The following is a 22,217-nucleotide window of genomic DNA, read 5'->3' on the forward strand; positions in this document are numbered from 1 at the left end:
GCGTGAGCCTCACCGAACTGCTGCTGCGGCCCGTGCTCGGGTCGCCCGCGAAACCGCTGATCACGCACTACGACGACAAGCAGGGCAGCCGGGTCGAGCTGTCCGTGGCGACCACGGTGAACTGGGCCGCCAAGACGGCGAACTGGCTGGTGGACGAGTTCGACGTCGAACCGGGGGACGAGGTCGCCGTGGTGCTGCCGTCGCATTGGCAGACCGCCGGTGTCCTGCTGGGCGCGTGGTGGTGCGGCGCCAGGGTGGTGACGGAGACCGCGGGCGCGCGGGTGGCCTTCGTCGCGCCGGGCGGTGCTTCCGACGCGTCCGCGACGGCCGTCGTCTCGCTGCACCCGATGGGCCTCGGACTGCCCGCCGGCTCCGTGCCGGACGGGGCGTTGGACTACCTGACCGAAGCCCGCCTCTCGGGTGACCAGTTCAGTCCGCTGTTCCCCGTGCCCGGTGACACTCCGGCACTGGGTTCGTCCACTGTGGACGAAGTACTCGCCGAAGCGCGCTCTCGCGCTTCCGGCCTGGGACTGTCCGCCGATGACCGCGTTCTGTCCACTGTGGATTGGACGGGCGAGGAAGGGATTCTTTCGGGATTCCTGACACCGCTGGCGGCCGGCGCTCACCTGGTCCAGGTCACCGACGCGGATCCGGCCAAACTCGCTTCCCGGCGCGAAGCTGAGCGGACGACCGCGGATCTCCCCTCCTGACGTGCAATGAAGGAGTCTTTCATCGCGAAGTTCGCGATGAAAGACTCCTTCATTGCATCGGTGTCAGGCGTCCTGAAGCTGCTTCGCCTCACGCTTGCGTCCGAAGAGCGCGTGATCGAGCGACAGTTTGCCGGCGTTGAAGCCGAGCGCGAGCCCGGCGACCGCCAGGACGAGGACGAGTTCGTAACCGCCCTGACCGGTGAGACCGTTGTCGAGGTGCACCGAGAGCAGAGCGCCGACGGAGACCACGACGAAGCCGAGGCCCACCAGCGGCGTCAGAAAACCGACGATGAACAAGATGGCTCCCACGATTTCCACCGCGATCGCGAAGATCGCCGCGAGCGTCGGGAGCGGGATTCCGGTCTGCTCGAAGAACTTCGCGGTGCCGTCGATCCCGTTTTCCCACTTCTGCAGGCCGTGTGCGAGGAAGACCACACCGACACCGATCCGGCCCAGCAGGAGGGCGACATCCTTGAAACGAGCGAACATCGGGTATCAGCTTTCTGGTCGGTGAATATTCAACTTACCCGGATCACGGTAGGGCACCGGGCGCCTCCGGCGGCACCTCCGGAGCGTGATCGACAGGTATCCGACAGGTACCGGACACGGTCGGCGGCATGTCCTCTGTGGAAGGTCGCGGAGGTTATACCCCCGTACGGCAGGATCTCCTTCGTGAGGGACGAACGGCTGACCGGCCTCTGGTCGGATGAGATCGTGCATCCGGGCAGCGTCGAGTCCGTCGACCTGGCGTTCCGCGATGACGGGTCCGGATGGCTCTACTGGTCGAGCTGGAGCACCGAGTTCGCGGTGTCCCGCTTCAACTGGGCGACGCTCACTCCGGACGAATTGGCCTTGACGTTCCATCGCACTCTCGGGGGCACGTGGTCGATCGAAGACGGTGTCACCCGTCACGACGTCGAGTCCGACGAGAAGGAAGAGTCCGTCATCGAGCTCGGCTACGAAATCGCGCCCGGCGAGGATCCGTTCGGTAATCCGGTGACCCTGCTCTCCCTGGACCGCCCGCTGGACGACCACCTCGCGGGATCGCGGTTCGCATGGGTCGAGAAGCCGGAGTCGCTCAGCGATCCGTCCGCCGATGCTCCGCGGCCAGACCCGTCCAGCCCCCGCTGACGGCCAGCACCTCGAGCACCCGCTCCGCTTGCTCCGCGAATCCGGCCAGATCGGCGTGCAGCAACGCTATCCGCTCGGCGTCGAGCGGAACCTCGTCGTCGGCCCACAGTTCGATCACCGTGCTGACGGTCCACACGAGGAACTGGATGATCCGGATGAACTCCTCCGACGGCTCGTCGACGGCTTCGCGGTAACCCATCTCGATCTCGTCGCAGGCCGCGACCAGCTCACGCAGCGGCTTGACGACGTCGGCCGCCGTCCCGTCCCACGCGGCCGACGGCCACGTGCGATCCCCGAGTTCGAGCCACAACCGCCAGCCGGCGATCAGCTCGGCCTCGTCGTGCGGTGTCCACGACACCGGAGCGAACCAGAACATCCTTCGAGAGTGACACCGCCGGTCCATGATCGCCGCACTTCCGTGAAGCATCTCACCGAGGGGGCATCTCACCTGCGCATTTCGTCACCTGATCGCGAGCCCGTAAGTACATGAAGGCCCCCTTCCTTGCGTCTAGCGCAAAGAAGGGGGCCTTCATGTACTTACGGCAGATTCAGCCTTTGAGCAGGGCGCGGGCCATGACCATACGCTGGATCTGGTTGGTGCCTTCGTAGATCTGGGTGATCTTCGCGTCGCGCATCATGCGCTCTACCGGGAAGTCGCGCGTGTAGCCCGCGCCACCGAAGAGCTGCACGGCGTCCGTGGTCACCGACATCGCGATGTCCGACGCGTACGCCTTCGCGGCCGCGGCCATGTAACCGCCGCGCTTGTCGCCACGCTCGGTCGCCGCGGCGGAGGCGTAGACGAGGTTCCGGGCAGCCTCGATCTTGATGCCCATGTCGGCCAGCATGAACTGGACGCCCTGGAACTCCGAGATCGACTTGCCGAACTGCTTGCGCTCCTTGACGTACGCGATGGACGCGTCGAGCGCGCCCTGCGCGATGCCCAGCGCCTGCGCGCCGATGGTCGGGCGGGTGTGGTCGAGGGTGCGCAGCGCCGTCTTCAGGCCGGTGCCGGGCTCGCCGATGATGCGGTCGGCCGGGATGGTGCAGTTCTCGAAGTGGATCTCGCGGGTCGGCGAGCCCTTGATGCCGAGCTTCCGCTCCTTCGAGCCGACGGTGAAGCCGGGGTCGTCCTTGTGCACGACGAACGCGGAGATGCCGTTGGCCTTCTTCTCGGCGTTCGGGTCGGTCACCGCCATCACGGTGTACCACGACGATTCACCCGCGTTGGTGATCCAGCACTTGGTGCCGTTCAGCACCCAGTGGTCCCCGTCGAGCTTCGCGCGGGTGCGCATCGACGCGGTGTCCGAGCCGGCTTCGCGCTCCGAGAGCGCGTACGACGCCGAAGTCTCGCCGGAGGCGATCGACGGCAGGACGAGCTTCTTGAGGTCTTCCGACGCCGAAAGAATGATCGGCTGGGTGCCCAGCTTGTTGACGGCCGGGATCAGCGACGCCGACGCGTCGACGCGCGCGACCTCTTCGATCACGATGCAGGCGCCGATGGCGTCCGCGCCCTGGCCGTCGTAGGCCTCGCCGATGTGGACCGCGTTGAAACCCGACTTGACCAGCGCGTTGTACGCCTCGATCGGGTAGCGCTCGTTCTCGTCGACCTCGGCCGCGTAGGGCTCGATCTCCTTCTCCGCGAGGGCACGCACCGCGGCCCGCAGCTCCTCGTGCTCCTCGGCAAGCTGGTACAGACCCGGGCCGTCAGACACCTTCGTCACCTCTTCTAACCGCGATTGGGAGTTTGACCGATGTTAGCGCTCGTTCACATCGTGCGACATCACGAGCGCTTGTGTCTTTGACCGCAAAGTCCGTACGTTCGAGTGATGGAGCTCACCCCGTTCCCCCGGTCGCTCGAATATCCCGAGGTCCCGGTCGGCTCGGTGCTCGCCGGCGCCGCTGCTCGCTGGGGCGGCCGCACGGCCTTCGCCCACGGAGACCAGAGCCTCACCTTCGCCGAGACATACAGCGCGGCCTGCCGGTTCGCGAACGCCCTGCGCGCCGAGGGCGTCGGGCGAGGCGACGTCGTCGCGCTCCACCTGCCGAACTGCCTGGCTTACCCGATCGCGTACTACGGGACGCTGCTGGCCGGCGCCACCTTCAGCCCGGCGAACCCCCTGCTCCCACCCGACGACCTCGCCTTCCAGCTGGCCGACGCCGGTGCGGTCGCCGCCGTCACCGTCGGCCCGGTCGCGCGCGTGCTCGCTTCGATCCGTGACCGGACATCGGTCCGGTTGAGCATCGTCGTTCACCCACCCGAAGAATTGGGCCAGGGAGAGGTCGAGTTCACGGAGTTCCACTCCGGTCACTCCGACGAGCGACCGGACGTGGACATCGACATCTACCGTGATCTCGCCCATCTGGCGTACACCGGCGGCACCACCGGGCGGTCGAAGGGTGTCTGCCTGCCGCACCGGAACGTCGTGGTCAACAGCCTGCAGAGTTCCTGCTGGCAACTCGGAGCGATCCCCGCTGTCGACGAATCGGGAGAGGTGATCGTCGAACAGCTCGGCGGGCCGGACGAATGGCCGTCCCGGATCGGCACAGGGGTCGCCCTCAACCTGACGCCGTGGTTCCACGCCATGGGCACCATCGCAGCGCTCAACGTCCCACTGCTCGACGGCGGCACCGTCGTGCTGCACGACCGCTTCGACCCGGCCGCGTACGTTGCCGACGCCGAACTGCTGCGCGTCACCACGATCGGAGGGGCACCCGCGCTGTTCGCCGCACTGCTCGCCTGCCCCGAGTTTCACACAGCCGACCTGTCTTCGGTACTGACCATCGGCTCCGGCGCGGCGCCGATGAACCACGAGATGATCCGCGCCCTGCGGAAACGGTTCCCCGGCGTGCTCATCATCGAGGGCTACGGCCTCACCGAAGTCACCATGGGAGCCGTCATCGCGCCCGCCTACCGCTCCGCCGTCCGAAAGGTCGGTTCGGTCGGCCTTCCGCTCCCCGACACCGAGATCAAGATCGTCGCGGCCGAAGGCGGCGACGATCCGTTGCCCACCGGGGAAAGCGGCGAGGTCTGCCTGCGCGGCCCGCAGGTGATGACCGGCTACCGCGATCGCCCCGAGGAGACCGAGGCCGCGCTCGTCGACGGCTGGCTGCACACCGGCGACATCGGCGTTCTCGACGAGGACGGCTACTTGTCCATTGTAGACCGTAAGAAGGACATGCTGCTGTACAAGGGATACAACGTCTTCCCGCGCGAACTCGAAGAGCTGCTGATCACCCTGCCCGGCGTCTCGGCGGCGGCCGTCGTCGGCAAACCGGACTCCGAGGTCGGCGAACTACCGGTCGCGTTCGTGGTGCGCAACGACGAGAACGTCACCGCCGAACAACTCCTGGAGGCCGTCGGCGCACGCGTCCTGCCGTACAAACGACTGCGGGCGATCCACTTCGTCGACCAGATCCCGGTCTCGGCCGCCGGGAAGGTACTCAAACGGGAACTGCGGAAGCGACTCGCCGAATGAGGGATGATCAGTTGCTCACGCTCTACGAAGGTTGGCGATCACGAACTCCGCCGCCTTACGTGCTCCGGCACACGAATCATCTCCCCAGTACTGAGAACTACTCGGGCCGTTTACCGCGTACTCGACAAGCAGCATTTCCGTGTCACTGATACCCAGATACAGGTCACAAGCCCCCGGAATGTACCGCGGCACATACTCGGCCACAGGTATTCCATCGATGGACAACTCACGCCAGCCTGGATACTGTTGCGGATTCCCTTCCTTGACCTCAACCAGTTCGGCCAGGTTGTTCGGCTTGACTACGGCGTGGTATATCCCAAGAGTCGGCTTGTTTGGAGCACTCCACGCACATCCGAGCATACCCTCCCTGCCGCCGCCCCTTGCTACTTTTTCCGGCGGGTCGACAATGAGCGCGGCAACCTGGTCAGACTCCAATATTCCACACGGGAAGCGAGAAAACCGAGCACTTTCCAGGGGCCTTTCAACGGGAGCGACCGGAATTGCAGGCCCGACTTGCGCGGCCGCCGGCGGCCCACTCAGAAGCGGCTTTGGCTTCCCGATACCACACCCGGTGACAAACAACATGCTTGCAAGGATGACGGCAACGCGGACTGGTTTTCGCTTCCCATCTTCACTCGGGAACAGCATCAGGCTCAATCTTCCATTGCCTCTGATCATCTATCCCCGAACTTGGAGACATCTCCGGTATCTCGAAGAAATTTGTTGCAATCTGTTCGAATCCGACGGCCGCCCCGAAGAACCTGCCCTTTTGCGCTGCCGCAACCCCAAGCAAAGCAAGAAAGTTCTCAACCAACGTGCCGAACGCCTCGACGATGGTATCGATCACGTCACTCCACACAATGGCGTTGAGCCCCGGAACAACCGAGGCGGCAGCTGCCAGCAGCATCTTGATGTCGATCGTCGCAAGCCGCCCGGCACAAATACCGAGAAATTCGATCGCCTTTGCGTAAGTATCAACGATGACTTGGGCAACATCCACAAGCAGGCCGGACAGCGCGCCGACGGCCTCCTGCTCCTTCTCAAGTACACCAGTCACCCTGGACGCGTAAGCTGACAACTGGTCCGCGGCCCGCCCGGACCAAGTGCCCGCCAATGACTGGGTAGCGCTTTCGAAGTCACTCCGAACATCATGAATCGTCTTGTTGTTCGCGAACTGGAGAGCCATCTCCTGAATCCGAGTAGGGTTACCCAAAAGCCGATCCCGGATGTCATCCAGGAGATGCAGAATGTCCGGACGCCCAATAAAAGGAAGGTTGGCGAATTCACGAATTTTCGCGTCGGCTTCGTGTGGATATTCCGGCAGGGTATTAATCGGGCCACCCATGGTCAATTCGCCTCCTTTTCAAGCTCACGAAGCCGCTTGTAGTACTCGTCATCCTGGGCGTCATAGTAGTCTGCGGCCTTGTCCAACGAGCCACCCAGCGCCATCAAACGATCGAAGTTCTTCCTGCTCTTGTCTTGTATTTCAGCGATCATCGCGGCGAATGCCTGAACCACATGCACCCGGTCGCCGAGCATTCCGACATCGTGTGGACCGAGAACGAGCCCACCCAGATCATGGTCGGCGAAATCGCGGAGCAGACCCGCGGCATGGTAGACGTCCTCTGTTGTCTTGCGGAGCGATTCCGGGTAGACCTCGTATCCTGAACCGTTTGATCCGAGCGGGTCGGAGAGGCTCAACTTTCCACCACCCTGGTAGCGTCCGCGATCATCGCTTCACGTCTGGCTGCTGCCGCTTTTTCCGCCTCATTGATCGCCCGCAGGACATGACCAGCGAGACTGGCACCGGTTTGCATCATCGCCATATCCCGATCGAGATCGACCGAAATCAACGCCCCAGAGCCGTCTACCGTGACAGTGCCGAGTCCGGCTGCGATCTTCCTGCTCAACGGCATCGCTCGGCCGCTTTCCGCGGCCCGTTCTATGGCGGCGACGTTTGCGTCGATCTCTTTTGCGAGGTTGTAGAGCCGATCGTAAGTGTTCACCAGCGACCATCCGCCTCTTCGTCGGAGAGGAAGTCCAACTCCTCGTAGCTCTCCTCATGATTGGCGTCATCGACTACTCGCCGCTGCGAACTCGGCGTGGAGTCGGAACTCGCCGGCTCCGACGCAGACGGCGACCAGGATCGGGTCGGTTCCCGCGGTGACGGTGGCTGCAAACCGAACAGCGCACTCAGCTCAGGTACAGACGCCTCGTGCGCCGCCCCACGAGCCGCTCGGACTGCCTGCACGATGCTGGACCCGAGCTTCTGGATATGTGCTCCGTCAAGCGCGGAATCGGCGATTCGCAGGTCGGTCAGCTCGCCTCGGCCGGTCACGGTGGCCGTCACCGAACGATCGATGGACGCGCTGGTATGCCTGGCGGCGACCAGCCGAGTATCCAAGTCTGCGGCCTTTTCGCGCAGAGCGCGCAGCCTGTTCGGCGCCGTCATGAGCGCACCACGAAACGAAGCATCATGTCCCTCCTCCACCATCGACCATTCTGACCGACAGTGCCCACCCGACACCCTACTGTGGCGATCTACGTCCGCAAGTGGGTTCCGGCGAAATCAGAGGACGAAATGCGTCAGCCTTCGACGCGTTTGCGCAGCGCGGCGTCCTTGTCGAGCACCAGCTGTTCCAGATCCGCCTGGAACCGGGCCATCTTCGCCTGCAACCCCTCGTCGGACGCCGCGAGGATGCGCACCGCGAGCAGACCCGCGTTGCGCGCCCCGCCGACGGAGACCGTCGCGACCGGGACACCGGCGGGCATCTGCACGATCGAGAGCAGCGAGTCCATACCGTCGAGGTACTTCAGCGGCACCGGCACGCCGATCACCGGCAGCACCGTCGCCGAAGCGACCATGCCCGGCAGGTGCGCCGCACCGCCGGCGCCTGCGATGATCACGCGCACGCCGCGCGAAGCGGCCGACGACGCGTAGTCGAGCATCCGCTGCGGAGTGCGGTGCGCCGAGTAGACGCCGACCTCGTATTCGACGCCGAACTCGTCCAGCGCCTGCCCGGCCGCTTCCATCGTCGGCCAGTCCGAATCGCTGCCCATGATCACGCCCACCTGCGGCGACATACTCATACTCCTAGTGGATCTCGTAGCCGTCGAGCCAGACGGCGTGGGAAAGCCAGTGCGCGGCGAGCAGCGCGCGGTCGCGCAGCTCCTCCATGCGTTCACCGACCAGGTTGACGTGGCCGAGCTTGCGGCCGGGGCGTTCTCCCTTGCCGTACAGGTGAACGCGGATGTCCGGGTACCGCGCGAACAGGTGGTGCAGCCGTTCGTCCGGTCCCATCTCGGGCGTCTCGGGGGCGCCGAGGACGTTCGCCATCACGCAGGCGGGGGCGATCAGGTCGGTCACCCCGAGCGGGTAGTCGAGCACGGCGCGCAAGTGCTGCTCGAACTGCGAAGTCTTCGAACCGTCCTGGGTCCAATGGCCCGAGTTGTGCGGGCGCATGGCGAGTTCGTTGACCAGCAGACCTTGATCGGTCTCGAACAGCTCGACGGCGAGCAGGCCGGTCACGTTCAGCGTCGCGGCGATCCGCAGCGCCAGATCCTGTGCCTCCTGCGTGCGCTCGACGCTCAGTCCCGGCGCGGGGGCCAGCACCTCGGTGTTGATCCCGCCGGACTGCACGGTCTCCACCACCGGCCACGCCGCGCCCTGTCCGAACGGGGACCGGGCCACCAGCGCGGACAGTTCGCGCCGCATGACGACCTTTTCCTCGACCAGCAAAGGGGTTCCGGCGTCGAGCAGTTCGGGGACGGTCTCGCGGGCGTGCTGCGCGGTGTCGAGCATCCAGACGCCGCGGCCGTCGTAGCCGCCCTGCGCCGCCTTGAGCACCACCGGCCAGGAGTGCTTGTCACCGAAGGCGATCACGTCGTCCACAGAGGACACTTCGGCGAAGGCGGGGCCGGGGATCTCGAGCCCGGCCATCATCTCGCGCATGACGAGCTTGTTCTGCGCCATCGACAACGCGGCCGGATCGGGCCGGATGGTGACGCCTTCCATGGCGAGTGTCAGCAGGTGTTCGCCGGGAACGTGCTCGTGGTCGAAGGTCAGCACGTCGACCCCGGCGGCGAACGAGCGCAGCGCTTCGAGGTCGGTGTGGTGCCCGTGCACGACCTCGCCCGCGACGAGGCCGGCGGATTCGTTCTCCCCGGCGGCCAGCACGCGCAGGGACTGGCCGAGGGAGATCGCCGCCTGGTGGGTCATCCTGGCCAGCTGTCCGCCGCCCACCATGCCCACGATCGGAAGACCGGTTCGTTTGTCCACTGGCCGAAGTTCTCTTTTCCGCTGAGGCCACATTCAACACTGCGGTGTGCAGATTACTTGGCCGTCACAGCCGCGACCTGGGCGGACCCGCGTCGCAGCTCTCGCACGGCCAGGCCTGTGATGGCGATCGCAGCCGTGAGGACGTAGACGTTGCCGAGCAGCGACCAGCCCAGCCCCCAGCCGAACTCGGTCTCCCCGCCGTTGGGCACGAACATGATCACGCCGCTCGCGAACAGCACCGCGACGCCCGCGGCCGGAACCCACGATCGGCGGATGACGAGCAGGACGAGCAGCGGCACCGTCCACACCCAGTGGTGTGACCAGGACACCGGCGAGAGCAGCAGCCCGTAGAACGCGGTCACCAGCAGCGCGCCGACCGGGTCACCGCGGCGATGCAGGCGTACGACCAGCCAGACGGCGGGGACGGCCAGGACGGCGGCGATCGCGATGGCCACCGCCAGTGACCACGACGCGAGTTCCGAAGCGCGGTTCACCAAGCCGTTGAGTGATTGGTTGAAGATCCAGTGCACGGAGCCGACCCGGCTGGGGTCGGTCGCCGACTCGGTCCAGAATCGGGCGGCGTCGCCGGGGATCACCGCGAACATCACGGCTTCGAGCGCGACGAACGTGCCGAGCGCCCGCAGCGCGTCCTTCCAGCGGCCGGTGAACAGCAGATGCGGCACGAAGATCAGCGGCGTCAGCTTGATCGCGGCCGAAATCCCGATCAGCACCCCGGCCCAGCGCGAACCACGCGCCGAAAGCACGAGGACGTCGAGGACGATCAGCGCCATCAGGATGAGGTTGATCTGCCCGAGGAAGATCGTCTTCCACACCGGCTCCAGCGCGAGCCCGCCCGTCGTCGCCAGCGGCAAGACCCACCACCGGGTGATGTGGGCACCGCAGGCGCGGGCGACCACGGAGATCACGACGCTCAGGCAGACCAGGGAGAGCGCACCGACGACGCCCCAGGTCAGCCCGGCCGGGACGATCGCGAGCGGCAGGAACAACGGCGCCGCGGCCGGGGTGTAGGTGAACGGCAGCAGCACCCACGGCGGCAGCGTCGTCAGCGCCTCGCGGGTGTAGAGCGGTTCGCCCTTCAACAGCGTGAGAGCGCCGGCGCGGTAGACGGCGCTGTCCGCGCCGAGGTGCCATTCGCCGAGCCACGCGACGACGCCCAGCGCGAGCATCGCCAGTGCGAGCGCACCCGCCAGCGCGGCCCCGACGACCCGGGGCTCAGCCGCCGGACGCGACTTCAGCATGCTCGTCGTTATTCCCCACAGCGTCGCTCCCGACCGATGTGCCCTGCTTCCGGCGCAGGTACCACCAGCGTCCGGCGAGCGCGAGCGCCAGTACCAACGGCATGAAGATGTACGCGCTGCCGAGGATGTTCTGCCACACCTTCCAGTGCAGCTCGACGTTGCGGCCGTTCGGCAGGATCAGCAGCACGCAGCTGATGAAGACGAAGAACACGGCGAAAGTGCCGAGCCAACGTTTCCACGCGGTGGCGGGCGTGGTCTTCGGCAGTCGCGAGACCAGCAGGACGACCAGCGGCGCTACCCACACCCAGTGGTGGGTCCAGGAGATCGGCGAGATCAGCAGGATCCAGAACGCCGTCACCAGCATCGCCGCGAGCGCCTGGCCCTTGCGATGGAAGCGGAGCACCAGCCAGATCGCCGGGATCGCGAGCAGCGCGCCGATCCCCATCGCCGCTTTCGACGCCCAGGGCGCGAGCTCGGTGAAGCGGTTCATCAGCGCGTTCAGCGACTGGTTGCCCGCCCAGTGAACCGGGCCGATGCGGCCGGTGTCGGGCAGTGTGTAGGTCCAGTACCGGGCCGCGTCGTGCGGGATGATCAGGAACATCAGGCCCTGCATCACGACGAAGGTGACGAGCCCGCGGACGGCGTCCATCCGGCGGCCGGTGATGAACAGATGCCCCAGGAACACGATCGGGGTGAGCTTGACCGCGGCCGCGACACCGACGAGCACGCCGCCCCAGCGGCTGCCCCTGGCACCGATGACCAGGATGTCGAGCATCACCAGTGCCATCAGGATGATGTTGATCTGGCCGAGGAAGATCGTGCGCCACACCGGCTCGAGTCCGAGGAAGACCAGGAAGAACGCGATCGTCGACCGGGCGGGCGAGGCCCACCAGCGGGGGCCGTCGGTCGAGGGCTTCGGCAGCGCGCCGATGGCGATCCGGACGCACAGCGCCAGCGCGAGCAGCGAGACCGCGGTCAGGAGCCCCCAGGCGACCTGCGTCGGGACCATCGCGAGCGGGATGAACAGGAGCGCGGCCGTCGGCGGGTAGGTGAACGGCAGCAGCGCCCACCACGGCTCCACCGGAAGTGTGTTCGCGTCGTACAGCGGGTCGCCGTTCAGCAGCGTCTCGGCACCGGCGCGGTAGACCGCACTGTCCACGCCCAGCACCCAGTCGTGCTGCCAGCCCCAGATACCGAAACCGATCGCGACCAGCGGGATCACCGACAGGATCAGGATCGATCGCGGCCGGACGGACAAGCGGGCGAGCGACTTCCGCAGCGAGAGGCGATGCTGCGGAAGGCGCGCCGAAACGTCGCCGTTGGCGTCGGCGGGAACAGTCCGGGTCACGCAAACAGGAAATCATGAACCGGGTCGTCGCTGGTCGACAGGGTCGGCCGTGACCTGGAGAACGTCTTACGCTACCTCGCGTCAGGAGCGCGCCAGGGTGCCGAGCAGATCACACGCCAGATCGTAGGTCGCCGGGAGCCGGACCGCCGAAATCTGCGGGCGGCCGGTGTCACGCAACTGGGCGTCCACGGAAAGCCGCTCGTTGAGCGCCCTTCGCAGCGCGACGCCGGACGAAGCGAGCCTCACGTCCTTCGGGACGAGGGCGCCCGCGACGGACGGCCCGATCGAGGCGACGCTCTCCCCGCCGTCGAACACCTGCTTCAGCGCGTCCGCGACCAGGATCATGCCGGTCAGCCGGGGCCAGCCCGCGACCGAACTGAAGTCCATGGAGACCACGAGCAGCGTGTGCGCCTCCGCGACCGGCCGCTCGTCACGACGGGCCTGGCGGTACAACTCGCTCAGCCGGGTCCTCAGGTACGCGGCGGTGGGCAGCCCGGTTAGCGGTTCGGTGACCTCGGTGTTCACCAGCTGATCGGTCGCGACGTCCGCCCACGCCAGCGCCGTCACCCGGAGTAACCGGGAGGGTGTGGAGTCGACATCCGGTGCGAGGAAACCGTCCACCGCGTCCGGGTCGGCGAGCACGGCGTGCAACGCCGCGAGATCCGCGAGCGTTTCGGCCAGCCCGGCGCCGGCTGCGGCCCGTGCCCGGCCCAGCCCCGCGAGGGCGGTCTCCGCCACTTCCGCGGGTGCGACCCGGCCGTTCTTGATCACCGCCGCGCAGACGGCGTCGACCTCGGGAAGGCCCCAGTCACTGGGGAAACGCCAGCCCGCGGCCAGGCTGGCCGTTCGCCAGCGGGCCCGCAGGGCGCGGAGCGTGCGATCTCGTTCGAACCGGTTCCAGGCGGCTTGCCCATCGGACCCCCCGGACGGCGCACCGGTGGCCGGTACGTCCACTGCCCACCGCCCCTTTCCGTTCCGATCTTTTCGATCTTGCGATCGCTTCACGGTGGGGACGCCGGTCCACGCCGGGCGTGACGGCGTTTTCCAAGGATCTTTCCGAACTCTTCGGTAACCCAGGGTGGGTGAAGGTGTTGCGCTCTCCGGGTCATCGACGGGACCGCGAGGTGACGTGCGTCGCCCAGTCCGTCACACTGAGCGGGTTCGGGCGTTTAAGACAGTAGACCCGCCGAACCAGCAGATGAAGGAGCCCCGTGTCCACCGTTCCCGCCGATCTCTCCGGTAGGAGTGACGCCGAGCTGATCGCCGAGGTGCGTGACGGGAAGATCGCGTCCTACGGAACCCTCTACGAGCGTCACGCCGGCGCGGCGCACAACCTCGCCCGTCAGCTCGCCCGCTCGAGTTCCGAAGCCGACGACCTCGTTTCGGAAGCCTTCGCGAAGGTGCTGGACACGCTGCGCGGCGGCAAAGGCCCCGACGCCGCCTTCCGCGCGTACCTGCTGACCGCGCTCCGGCACACCGCCTACGACAAGACGCGCAAGGACAAGCGCGTCGACCTGAACGAGGACATGTCCGACGTCGGCGGTGCCGTCGGCGAAGCGCTGACTGTCCCCTTCTCCGACACCGCCGTCGCCGGGCTTGAGCGCACGCTCGCCGCGAAAGCGTTCGCCCGGCTGCCCGAGCGGTGGCAGGCGGTGCTGTGGCACACCGAGATCGAGGGGCAGACCCCCGCCGAGGTCGCGCCGCTGCTGGGACTGACCGCGAACGGTGTCTCCGCGCTCGCCTACCGCGCCCGTGAAGGCCTGCGGCAGGCCTACCTGCAGGTCCACCTGGCCGAGAACTCCGCCGAACGCTGCCGCGCGAGCGCGGACAAGCTCGGCGCGTGGACCCGCGACGGGTTGTCCAAACGAGAACGTGCCCAGGTGGAGAGCCACCTGGACGAATGCGAGAAATGCCGCGCGCTGGCCGCGGAACTGGCCGACGTCAACACCGGTCTGCGCGGGATCATCGCGCCGATCGTGCTCGGTGGCGCGGCTCTCGGTTACCTGGCGACGACAGGGGCGGGCAAGGCGAGCGCGGTCACCGCGGCCGCCGCCGCGGGTTCGACTTCGGGCGGGGCCGCCGGTGCCGCCGCGGCCGGACCGCGCCAGTTCGCCGGGGTGGCCGGATCGGGCGCGGCCATCGTCGCCGCCGTGGCGGTGGCGCTCGCCGCCGGTGGCGGCACCCAGGAGGTCCCGGCTGCCGCCGCGGTCCCGCCGCCCGCCGTGGCACCCGCGCCCGCACCGGCCGTCCCGCCCGCAGTGCCGCCCGCGGTCCCGCCTGCTCAGCAGCCCGTGCCTCCCGCTCAGCAGGTGCCACCCCCGGCTCCGGCTCCGGCTCCGGCTCCGGCTCCGGCGCCGACTCCAGCCCCGACTCCGTCACCCGCCGAACCGCCCGCGCCTTCGCCGGTGATGACGGCGTCGACCCCGCCCGGCGGTGTCCAGCTCAAGCCCGGCGAAGCGGCCGACCTGCCGATCACCGTGCGCAACGACGGCGGATCGAAGTCCGAGCCCGTGGCGGTCTCGCTGACTCTGCCGAAGGGCGTGCGGGCCGTTCCCGCCGCCGGCGGCGGTGGCGCGATGGGCGCCAGCGGTTTCCGGCAGCAGGCGCCCGCTCCGATCGCGGTGAACTGCCCCGGCGGTACCGGCACGGTGACCTGCCGGACCGGTACCGGCCTCGAACCGGGACAGTCCGCGGTGCTGAGGTTCCGGCTGCTCGCGGACGAAACGGCCGAGGACGGCAGCGTGGTCAAAGGTTCGGTGACGGCGGGCGCGCAGATCAACGTTCGAGTCGAGGTGAAGGTCAAGGTGCCGGCGCCGCCAGCGCCCGTGGACGACCTCGTCCTGAGCGCCGAAAGTGACGGGCTGTCCGCGCTCCCCTGGAACCGCAACCCGCGGGTGACCATCCAGGTCAAGAACACCGGCGAGTCGACGAAGCCGGTGACGATCACTCTCGACCACCGCGTTCTCTACTCGTGGAGCTTCTCCGGCATCCGATGCACTCCGACCGGCGAAGGTGCGTCATGCACTTCGCGTGGCTCGCTGGCTCCGGGGCGCCAGGCGAACCTGATGGTGCTGCTGAAGGGCCGTCCGGCGGACAACATGCCGGTGACGGTGAACGCCACCCTCGGTGTCGCCAAGGCGAAGCCGGTCGCGGTCTACTTCGGCTGCTGGCACCACTGGTGTGACGACAACGCGCTGCTTCCGCCGACTACGGCGCCTTCGCTGCCTTCGGTCACTTCGAAGCCTTCGGTCGCTCCGGACACGACGAAGCCTGGGCGACCTGGGTGGCCTGTTCCTCCGAAGAAGCCTTCGCCGTCCGTGACGCCTTCGGAGCCTACGCAGCAAGAACCGGCCCAGCCGACGACGACCACGAGCGCGCCGCCGCAACCCGGCAAGTCCAAGCCGTCCACCCAGCCCAACGGAGTGGTCGACCGTATTTTCCAGTAGCGTCGCCCGCATGCGGGGGAAGCATCGCGAACTACTGCGGTTCGTTTTGGTCGGGGGCGCGAGTTTCGTCATCACGATGACGATCACCTACGGACTGAAGTTCACCGTGCTGACCGACAAACCGGTGACCGCGCTGATCATCGGTGTCTTGGTGGCGACCGTTTTCTCGTACGTCGCGAACCGCGAATGGTCCTTTCGCTCCCGCGGCGGCCGTGAGCGTGCCCACGAAGCGGCGCTCTTCTTCCTGCTCAGCGCTATCGCGCTCGGCCTCAACGCGCTTCCGCAATTGGTTTCGCGGTACGTGTTCAAGCTGGAGCAACCACACGTCGGGTTGCTGGCTCAGGAGATCGCCGACTTCGTCAGCGGCGTGATCATCGGGACCCTGCTCGGCACGGCGTTCCGCTGGTGGTCGTTCAAGAAGTGGGTCTTCCCGGAAGCCGGCGCGCGGCCGCGGCTGCTGCGGGGCGGCGGGCGGGAGACTTCCGACATTCCCGACGATTCCGCGGCTTGAGCCGCCGGGTGGCAGCAAAGGTCCCTTGCTCTCTTTTCGCAGGTCAGACGACCGGACGGTAGCAAAGGTCCCTTGCTCCCCCGGGGCGGGCGGGGTGGTCGGTCAGGTACCCGGCGGAGGTTGAGCGGGGAAGATTTGGGACGTTGAACGTCCTGAACCCTCCCCACTCGGCTTCGTGGCGCGATGGCGAGCACCGTCACTGGGTGGCGTGACCTTGTGACCGGGCCACGACAGCCCTGAGCCGAATGAAGGGGACCTTCACGGATTTACGTTCCCCGAAAACACCCAAAGGGTCATATATCGCGCTGCCCATCCCCTGCCGACCCGTTCGACGGGTGACGCGAATTAGACTGATCCGGTGACCGTGGTCGAATCCGTCCTCTCCAGGACGCCCGAGCCGCTCCGATCCGTGCTGATCAAGCACCGTGAGCTGTTGAAGTTCGCGATCGTGGGCGGCACGACGTTCCTGGTCGACAACGGCGTCTGGTACCTGCTGAAACTCAGCGTGCTGGAGTCGAAGCCGACCACGGCGAAGGCCATCGCGATCATCGTCGCGACGATCGTGTCCTACATCCTCAACCGCGAGTGGTCCTTCCGGACGCGCGGCGGCCGCGAGCGGCATCACGAGGCGGCGCTCTTCTTCGTGATCAGCGGCATCGCCGTGGTGGTCAACCTGATCCCGCTCTACACGTCGCGCTACATCTTCGATCTCGAAGTGCCGCACGTGACCCGGTTCGTCCAGGAGTTCGCGGACTTCACCAGCGGATCGATCATCGGCATGCTGCTGGCGATGTTCTTCCGCTTCTGGGGCTTCAAGAAGTGGGTCTTCCCGGATGAGCTGGGCAAACGCCGCCGGGACAGCGACGAGCCGGACGACGACGTCGTTCCTCTCCGCTAAGTACTTGTCAAAAGACATGTGATTGTCTAGGGTCATCCATGTCAACGTTCCTTCATTGATGACGCCGGCCGGGTTCGTACGGTCGAGCGGGACGAATACGAGGTGATCGCCAAGCGCGAAGAGGACCGCATCCGGTTCGGATGACGGTTGAGCCTTTTCCCGTCTTGGCGGGGACCCGGGCTGCTTTCGAGCACTGCCCCGCGTCCCTCGCGTTCCCTCGTTTCTTCCAGTGAACGGATCTCTTTCTTGAGCACCACTCTCGGCGCGCCTCCGCGCGCCCGAAACACCCTTGCCCTCGTCGGGCTCTTCGCCGCCGTGTTCCTGGCGATGCTCGACGCCCAGGTCGTCGCGACCGCCCTGCCGCGGATGGTCGGCGAACTCGGCGGCACCGCGTCGTTCGCCTGGGTCACCACCGCCTATCTGCTGGCGGGCAGCGTCAGCGCTCCCGTCTACGGAAAACTCGGCGACCTCTTCGGCCGCAAGCCCGTCGTGCTCGTCGCGATCGCGCTGTTCGTCCTCGGCTCCCTCGCCTGCGCGCTCGCGCCGACGATGCCACTGCTGATCGCCGCCCGCGTCCTGCAGGGCATCGGCTCCGGCGGCCTGTTCGTCGCGGTCGCCGCGATCATCGGCGAACTGTTCCCGGGTCGCGAAGGCGCCCGCTACTTCGCCTGGTTCTCGATCTGCTTCGCCGGGTCCTCACTGGCGGGCCCTGTCGTCGGCGGCGTCCTGACCGACCTGGCAGGCTGGCGGTCGATCTTCGGACTCAACGTGCCGATCGGGCTGGTCGCGCTCGGCGTCGTCGCGCGATTCCTTCGGCTCGAACGACGCCGGACGACCGCGCCGTTCGATTTCGCGGGCATCGTCATCCTGTCCGGCGCGATCGTCGGCCTGACACTGGCCACGCCGCTGTCGGCGTCGATCGGCGTGGTGCTGCTCGTCGCCTTCCTGCTCATCGAGCGCCGGGCGGCCGAACCGGTCATCCCGCTCCGGCTGTTCCGCGCCAGGATGTTCAGCCTGAGCGTGCTGGCCAGTGCCGCGGCCGGGTTCGTTTTCCTGGGTTCGGTCAACTACCTGGCACTCTTCCTGCAGACCGCGGGTGGCGCCGGCCCTTCGGAGGCCGGACTCCTGCTGCTGCCCATGACACTCGCGGTCGCCGCGTCGTCGATGGTCGCGGGCCGCGTCATCGCCAAGACCGGCGCCTACCGCTGGGCACCGATCCTCAGCATGATCCTCGGCCTCATCGCCGCGTTCGCGATGTCCACAATGGACGAAACGACGCCGTTGCCACTCGTCGTCGCCTATCTCGTCGTGTTCGGCGCGGCGGCCGGGCTCAACATGCAGGTACTTTCCATGGCGGCCCAGCAGAACGTCGCCCGGACCGATCTCGGCGCCGTTTCGGCGACCGTCGGCTTCCTGCGTTCCCTCGGCACCACGGCCGGGCTGACCGTTTTCGGCGCGGTGTTCACGAACGCCTTCGCCGACGACAGTCCCTCCGGCTACTCCTCCGCGCTCAACGGCGTGTTCTGGGTGATGGTCCCCGCATTGACTGTCGGCCTCGCCGCTTCCCTCTTCCTGCCGCGCGTTTCGTTGCGGCGCAACCACTAAGGAGTCTTTCGATGATCCTCGTTCTCGGTTCCACCGGCAAAATCGGGCGCGAGCTCGTTCCGGCTCTGCTGGACAGGGGCGCTCGTGTTCGTGCCCTGACACGCGACCCCGCCCGCGCCCGCGTCGATCCGCGTGCGGAGGTCGCCGCCGGCGACCTCGACGCCTTCGATCCCGCGCTGCTCGACGACGTCGACCGCGTGTTCGTCCTGACCTCCGGGCACGGCTCGGATCCGCTCGCCCAGGAACGAGCCGTGCTCAAGGCCGCCACCGGCGTCACACACGTCGTCAAACTCTCCACCACCGGCGTCCACTTCGGACAGACCGACCCGATCTCGCTCGTGCACGCCGAGGCCGAGCGGGCAGTGCGCGAGGCCGGACCGGACTGGACGATCCTGCGTCCCGGCACGTTCATGGACAACCGGTTCGCCTGGCTGCACGCCGTGCGCGGCGACGGGGTCGTCCGCGTCCCCGAAGGCGATCCGGCGTCCGCGCTGGTGCACGTCCGCGACATCGCCGAAGTGGCCGCGACCGTGCTGACCACCGATGGGCACGCGGGCAAGACGTACCCGATCACCGGCGGCGAAGCACTCACGACGCGGCGGCAGGTCGAGATCCTCGGTGACGCGCTCGGGCGACCGCTGACGTACGTCGAAGAACCCGAAGCCGATTCTCGGGCCCGGATGCTCGGGTACGGCTGGCCCGCTTCGGCGGTCGATGGGATCTTCGAGCTCAAACGGCAGTCCGCCGGGAACGAGGAGATCGTGTTCGACACCGTTCGCGAACTCCTCGGCCGGGCTCCGCTGACGTTCGCGGACTGGGCTCGCGAGCACGCCGCCGCCTTTGCCTGACCTGCGGAAAGGGAGCAAGGGACCTTTGCTACCGCGCTGAGTCCGGGTCCATGAGGGCCCCTTGAGCTCAGAGTCCGTGAAGGCCTCCTTCACTACCTTCAGGGTAGGCAAGGAGGCCTTCACGTACTTCAGGTGATCTGAGCGGCGGACCGCGGTGGGGCTCGTGAGTGGTAAGGACGGTTAGAACCGTCCTTACCACTCACGAGCCCCCACCACTACCAGGACACCTTTGCCCTACCCCTCAACAAGACCTGGCCTGGGCCGAAAGGGTTAATCGCTTGGGCGAGCTTCCGCGATACGCGACACTCATCAGGCGTTTAATCCTCGCCGGTCCGCTGTCCGGACCACGCGTTGTCCGTGACCGGCCCTCTGGCTAACGTGCCGCGTCGGGGAGACAGGGGGAACCGTATGAACGAACGCCTTCGCGTGCTCGTGGTCGACGACCATCCGCTGTTCCGGTTCGGGGTCTGCACGCTGCTCGCCAACGAACCGCTGATCGACGTGGTCGGCGAGGCCGCGAGCGGCGCGCACGCGATCAGCGCGGCGAGCGCCCTCGGGCCCGACGTCGTGGTCATGGACCTGCATTTGCCCGACATCAGTGGCGCCGAAGCGACCCGGCACATCGTCGCGGAACGGCCTGACGTCGGCGTGCTCATGCTGACCATGGCGGACGAGAGCGAATCCGTTTTCTCCGCGATGCGCGCCGGAGCCCGCGGATATCTGCTGAAAGACGCGGAACCCGACGAAATCATTCGTGCCGTTCACGCCGTCGCGAGGCGCGAAGCGATCTTCGGGCCCGACATCGCGACGCGAGTTCTCGGCTTCTTCAACCACACTCAGCCGAGCACGGACACGCTGTTCCCGGAACTCACCGTCCGCGAGCGAGAGGTCCTCTCGCTCATCGCGTGCGGGCACAGCAACACCGTCATCGCCAGCACTCTGTGTCTCAGCCCCAAAACCGTGCGAAACCATATTTCGAACGTCTTCAGCAAACTCCACGTCGCGGACCGCGCCGAAGCGATCGTGCGCGCCCGCGAAGCAGGGTTAGGCCGTTGAAAAAGCGACCCCGATAAGGGCGGCTTTTCGGGCAATTTCGGGACCGGAGTCCCATGCGCCCGGGACACCTCACCCGGCAAGGTGAGCAGTGCGAGGGGTGGGACCCTCGCACCGTTCGAGGGGAATGGGAATCACATGTTCGAACCGAACCGGACACCGGTGGTCGTCCGCGCCACCGACCCGATCCTGCACAACGGCGTCTGCGCGACGCTCCGCTCCCGTGACGACGTCTGGCTGGTGGACGGGGAGACCGCCGACCCGACCATGGTGGCCCTCCTGGTCACCGACCGCCTCGACGAGGCGATGACACAACTGCTGTCCGCATTGCATCACCAGGGGTTCACCCGCATCGTGCTCATCGCGGGGGAAGTCGACGACAACGAGATCCTCGGCGCCATCGAGCACGGCGTCTGCGCGGTCGCCCGCCGCTCCGATGCGGGTGCCGACGTCCTGGTCCGGCTGATCAAGGCGGCCGCGGCCGGGGAAGGCGCGCTGCCGCCCGACTTGCTCGGCAGGCTGCTTCACCGGGTCTCACGGCTGCAGCGCCAGGTGCTGCAGCCGCGCGGCCTGCACCTCGGTGGCATGAGCAGCCGGGAGACCGAGGTGCTCAAGCTGGTCGCGTCGGGGTTCTCGACGCAGGAGATCGCCGACCAGCTCTGCTATTCGCAGCGCACGGTGAAAAGCATCCTGCACGACGTGACCAACCGGTTCCAGCTCCGGAACCGCTCGCACGCGGTGGCTTACGCACTGCGCGAGGGATTGATCTGACACCGTGATCACCCAGGTCGACGAGGCGTTGTGCCGGCTCATCGCACCTCATCTGCCGGAGGGGACGGTGGTCCGGCTTGATCCGCCGAAACCCACCTGGCAGACCGGGACGCGGATGTCGAGCGTCGATCTGTTCCTCTTCGCCCTGCACGGCGCCGGCCCGGGAACCGGCGCCGTGCGGGCGAAGCGGTGTGAACTGTCCTATTTGGTCACCGCGCAGGCGGACAAGGTACGGGACGAGCACACCCTGCTCGACCGGTCGCTGCGGGTCCTGCTCGGGACGGAGTTCCTCACGGTCGACGAGCAGCCGTTGCGGATGGCCCTCGGGGAAACCGATCCGACCGGGCTGTGGGTCAGCCTCGGCCTGCCCGCCCGTGCGGCGTTCGTCGTCACGATCACGGCGGAGTACCGAGACTGAGCACCGAGGCCCGCCGCAGGACCACCCCGCCGATGGACGCCAGCTGCCCGCCGAAGAGCTCGCACCATTCGGCGGCCGTCTCGGGCGGGCCGCGTTCACCGGCCCGCCGGGCCCAGCCCGCGCGGACTTCGAGGCGGTAGCCGAGTATGCCGGTCAAGGTCAGCCCGTTCCGGCTGGCGCCGACCCCGCACAGGCCCTGGTAGAGCCGGCTGTCCGGCGGCTGGAACACGGCGCGCTCCTGGACGAACCGGTGGCCCGCCGCTCCGGTGACGGTCGCGACCGGGGTGTCGATCCCGCTGACGAACAAGCCCTTCGAGAGCAGGTCCAGAGCTTCGGCCTCCATCCGCTCCACCACGCCGGGCGGCCGGCGACACCCGTACAGAGCGCCGTCGAACGACAACCGCACGGTGACCGCCACCTTGCCGATCTCCAGGGTCGCCGCGGCCACCGGACTCACCGGAGGG

General features: G+C 67.3%; 25 protein-coding genes. 11 read left to right on the forward strand and 14 right to left on the reverse strand.

Annotation, left to right across the window (positions count from 1 at the left end):
* The first annotated feature begins 2 nt into the window (after window positions 1-2).
* Window positions 3-710, forward strand: a complete 708-nt coding sequence (locus H074_RS20070) for a TIGR03089 family protein (protein WP_007031883.1) — start codon at window positions 3-5, stop codon at window positions 708-710.
* 63 nt (window positions 711-773) lie between these two features.
* On the opposite strand, the gene H074_RS20075 is transcribed toward H074_RS20070, so the two are convergent.
* Complete coding sequence (locus H074_RS20075; protein WP_007031884.1) at window positions 774-1,199, reverse strand: DoxX family protein; 426 nt, start codon at window positions 1,197-1,199, stop codon at window positions 774-776.
* Between the two features lie 183 nt (window positions 1,200-1,382).
* Here H074_RS20075 and H074_RS20080 point away from each other — a divergent pair, with 183 nt between their 5' ends.
* Window positions 1,383-1,841, forward strand: a complete 459-nt coding sequence (locus H074_RS20080; protein WP_007031885.1) for a hypothetical protein — start codon at window positions 1,383-1,385, stop codon at window positions 1,839-1,841.
* Here H074_RS20080 and H074_RS20085 read toward each other — a convergent pair.
* On the reverse strand, window positions 1,789-2,217 hold the full coding sequence (locus tag H074_RS20085; RefSeq protein WP_007031886.1) for a hypothetical protein: 429 nt from the start codon (window positions 2,215-2,217) through the stop codon (window positions 1,789-1,791). The genes H074_RS20080 and H074_RS20085 overlap by 53 nt on opposite strands.
* A 172-nt stretch (window positions 2,218-2,389) precedes the next feature.
* On the reverse strand, window positions 2,390-3,562 hold the full coding sequence (locus tag H074_RS20090) for an acyl-CoA dehydrogenase family protein (protein WP_007031887.1): 1,173 nt from the start codon (window positions 3,560-3,562) through the stop codon (window positions 2,390-2,392).
* A gap of 105 nt (window positions 3,563-3,667) precedes the next feature.
* Here H074_RS20090 and H074_RS20095 point away from each other — a divergent pair, with 105 nt between their 5' ends.
* Window positions 3,668-5,317, forward strand: coding sequence for a class I adenylate-forming enzyme family protein (locus H074_RS20095; RefSeq protein WP_007031888.1), 1,650 nt, complete (start codon window positions 3,668-3,670; stop codon window positions 5,315-5,317).
* A gap of 15 nt (window positions 5,318-5,332) precedes the next feature.
* Here the strand turns inward: H074_RS20095 and H074_RS39375 are convergent, their stop codons facing one another.
* From H074_RS39375 to H074_RS20140, 10 genes are all read right to left on the reverse strand, one after another.
* A complete protein-coding gene (locus tag H074_RS39375; protein WP_161630688.1) occupies window positions 5,333-5,965 on the reverse strand; it encodes a DUF3558 domain-containing protein in 633 nt (210 codons plus the stop codon).
* Complete coding sequence (locus tag H074_RS20100) at window positions 5,949-6,668, reverse strand: WXG100 family type VII secretion target (protein ID WP_152521460.1); 720 nt, start codon at window positions 6,666-6,668, stop codon at window positions 5,949-5,951. Before H074_RS20100 ends, H074_RS39375 begins: the two co-directional genes overlap by 17 nt.
* Window positions 6,665-7,018, reverse strand: coding sequence for a hypothetical protein (locus tag H074_RS40305; RefSeq protein ID WP_152521461.1), 354 nt, complete (start codon window positions 7,016-7,018; stop codon window positions 6,665-6,667). Before H074_RS40305 ends, H074_RS20100 begins: the two co-directional genes overlap by 4 nt.
* Window positions 7,015-7,323: a YbaB/EbfC family nucleoid-associated protein gene (locus tag H074_RS20110; protein ID WP_007031891.1), complete on the reverse strand. Its 309-nt coding sequence runs from the start codon at window positions 7,321-7,323 to the stop codon at window positions 7,015-7,017. The genes H074_RS40305 and H074_RS20110 overlap by 4 nt, the downstream gene beginning before the upstream one ends.
* Window positions 7,320-7,769 (reverse strand): YbaB/EbfC family nucleoid-associated protein, encoded by a 450-nt coding sequence (locus tag H074_RS20115; protein ID WP_039922930.1) that lies wholly within the window; start codon window positions 7,767-7,769, stop codon window positions 7,320-7,322. The genes H074_RS20110 and H074_RS20115 overlap by 4 nt, the downstream gene beginning before the upstream one ends.
* Before the next feature lie 134 nt (window positions 7,770-7,903).
* Window positions 7,904-8,401 carry a 5-(carboxyamino)imidazole ribonucleotide mutase gene (gene purE / locus H074_RS20120; RefSeq protein ID WP_007031893.1) on the reverse strand — a complete coding sequence of 166 codons (498 nt, stop codon included), beginning with the start codon at window positions 8,399-8,401 and terminating at the stop codon, window positions 7,904-7,906.
* Window positions 8,402-8,411: 10 nt separating this feature from the next.
* The gene (locus H074_RS20125) at window positions 8,412-9,596 is read right to left on the reverse strand and encodes a 5-(carboxyamino)imidazole ribonucleotide synthase (RefSeq protein ID WP_007031894.1); all 1,185 of its coding nucleotides are present in this window, start codon (window positions 9,594-9,596) and stop codon (window positions 8,412-8,414) included.
* 53 nt (window positions 9,597-9,649) lie between these two features.
* On the reverse strand, window positions 9,650-10,855 hold the full coding sequence (locus tag H074_RS20130) for a glycosyltransferase 87 family protein (RefSeq protein WP_007031895.1): 1,206 nt from the start codon (window positions 10,853-10,855) through the stop codon (window positions 9,650-9,652).
* A complete protein-coding gene (locus H074_RS20135; RefSeq protein WP_007031896.1) occupies window positions 10,830-12,203 on the reverse strand; it encodes a glycosyltransferase 87 family protein in 1,374 nt (457 codons plus the stop codon). Before H074_RS20135 ends, H074_RS20130 begins: the two co-directional genes overlap by 26 nt.
* Before the next feature lie 81 nt (window positions 12,204-12,284).
* The gene (locus H074_RS20140; protein WP_007031897.1) at window positions 12,285-13,157 is read right to left on the reverse strand and encodes a nucleotidyl cyclase domain-containing protein; all 873 of its coding nucleotides are present in this window, start codon (window positions 13,155-13,157) and stop codon (window positions 12,285-12,287) included.
* A gap of 257 nt (window positions 13,158-13,414) precedes the next feature.
* Between H074_RS20140 and H074_RS20145 the strand changes: the two genes are divergently transcribed.
* The 8 genes from H074_RS20145 to H074_RS20180 all read left to right on the forward strand — a co-directional run bounded on the left by H074_RS20145 (window position 13,415) and on the right by H074_RS20180 (window position 21,753).
* The gene (locus H074_RS20145; protein ID WP_007031898.1) at window positions 13,415-15,649 is read left to right on the forward strand and encodes a sigma-70 family RNA polymerase sigma factor; all 2,235 of its coding nucleotides are present in this window, start codon (window positions 13,415-13,417) and stop codon (window positions 15,647-15,649) included.
* Between the two features lie 10 nt (window positions 15,650-15,659).
* Window positions 15,660-16,160, forward strand: coding sequence for a GtrA family protein (locus H074_RS20150; RefSeq protein ID WP_007031899.1), 501 nt, complete (start codon window positions 15,660-15,662; stop codon window positions 16,158-16,160).
* Window positions 16,161-16,518: 358 nt separating this feature from the next.
* Window positions 16,519-17,058, forward strand: a complete 540-nt coding sequence (locus tag H074_RS20155; RefSeq protein ID WP_007031900.1) for a GtrA family protein — start codon at window positions 16,519-16,521, stop codon at window positions 17,056-17,058.
* A gap of 246 nt (window positions 17,059-17,304) precedes the next feature.
* Window positions 17,305-18,663: an MDR family MFS transporter gene (locus tag H074_RS20160; RefSeq protein ID WP_007031901.1), complete on the forward strand. Its 1,359-nt coding sequence runs from the start codon at window positions 17,305-17,307 to the stop codon at window positions 18,661-18,663.
* A gap of 11 nt (window positions 18,664-18,674) precedes the next feature.
* Window positions 18,675-19,511 (forward strand): NAD(P)H-binding protein, encoded by an 837-nt coding sequence (locus H074_RS20165; protein ID WP_007031902.1) that lies wholly within the window; start codon window positions 18,675-18,677, stop codon window positions 19,509-19,511.
* Window positions 19,512-19,919: 408 nt separating this feature from the next.
* Window positions 19,920-20,567: a response regulator gene (locus H074_RS20170; RefSeq protein WP_007031903.1), complete on the forward strand. Its 648-nt coding sequence runs from the start codon at window positions 19,920-19,922 to the stop codon at window positions 20,565-20,567.
* A gap of 135 nt (window positions 20,568-20,702) precedes the next feature.
* A complete protein-coding gene (locus H074_RS20175; protein WP_007031904.1) occupies window positions 20,703-21,335 on the forward strand; it encodes a helix-turn-helix transcriptional regulator in 633 nt (210 codons plus the stop codon).
* A 4-nt stretch (window positions 21,336-21,339) separates the two neighbouring features.
* A complete protein-coding gene (locus H074_RS20180) occupies window positions 21,340-21,753 on the forward strand; it encodes a hypothetical protein (protein WP_007031905.1) in 414 nt (137 codons plus the stop codon).
* Here H074_RS20180 and H074_RS20185 read toward each other — a convergent pair.
* The gene (locus H074_RS20185; RefSeq protein ID WP_007031906.1) at window positions 21,731-22,201 is read right to left on the reverse strand and encodes a hypothetical protein; all 471 of its coding nucleotides are present in this window, start codon (window positions 22,199-22,201) and stop codon (window positions 21,731-21,733) included. The two genes, H074_RS20180 and H074_RS20185, sit on opposite strands and share 23 nt — an antisense overlap.
* Between the last annotated feature and the right edge of the window lie 16 nt (window positions 22,202-22,217).

This window comes from Amycolatopsis decaplanina DSM 44594 (assembly GCF_000342005.1).
In the GTDB taxonomy this organism is placed as follows: domain Bacteria; phylum Actinomycetota; class Actinomycetes; order Mycobacteriales; family Pseudonocardiaceae; genus Amycolatopsis; species Amycolatopsis decaplanina.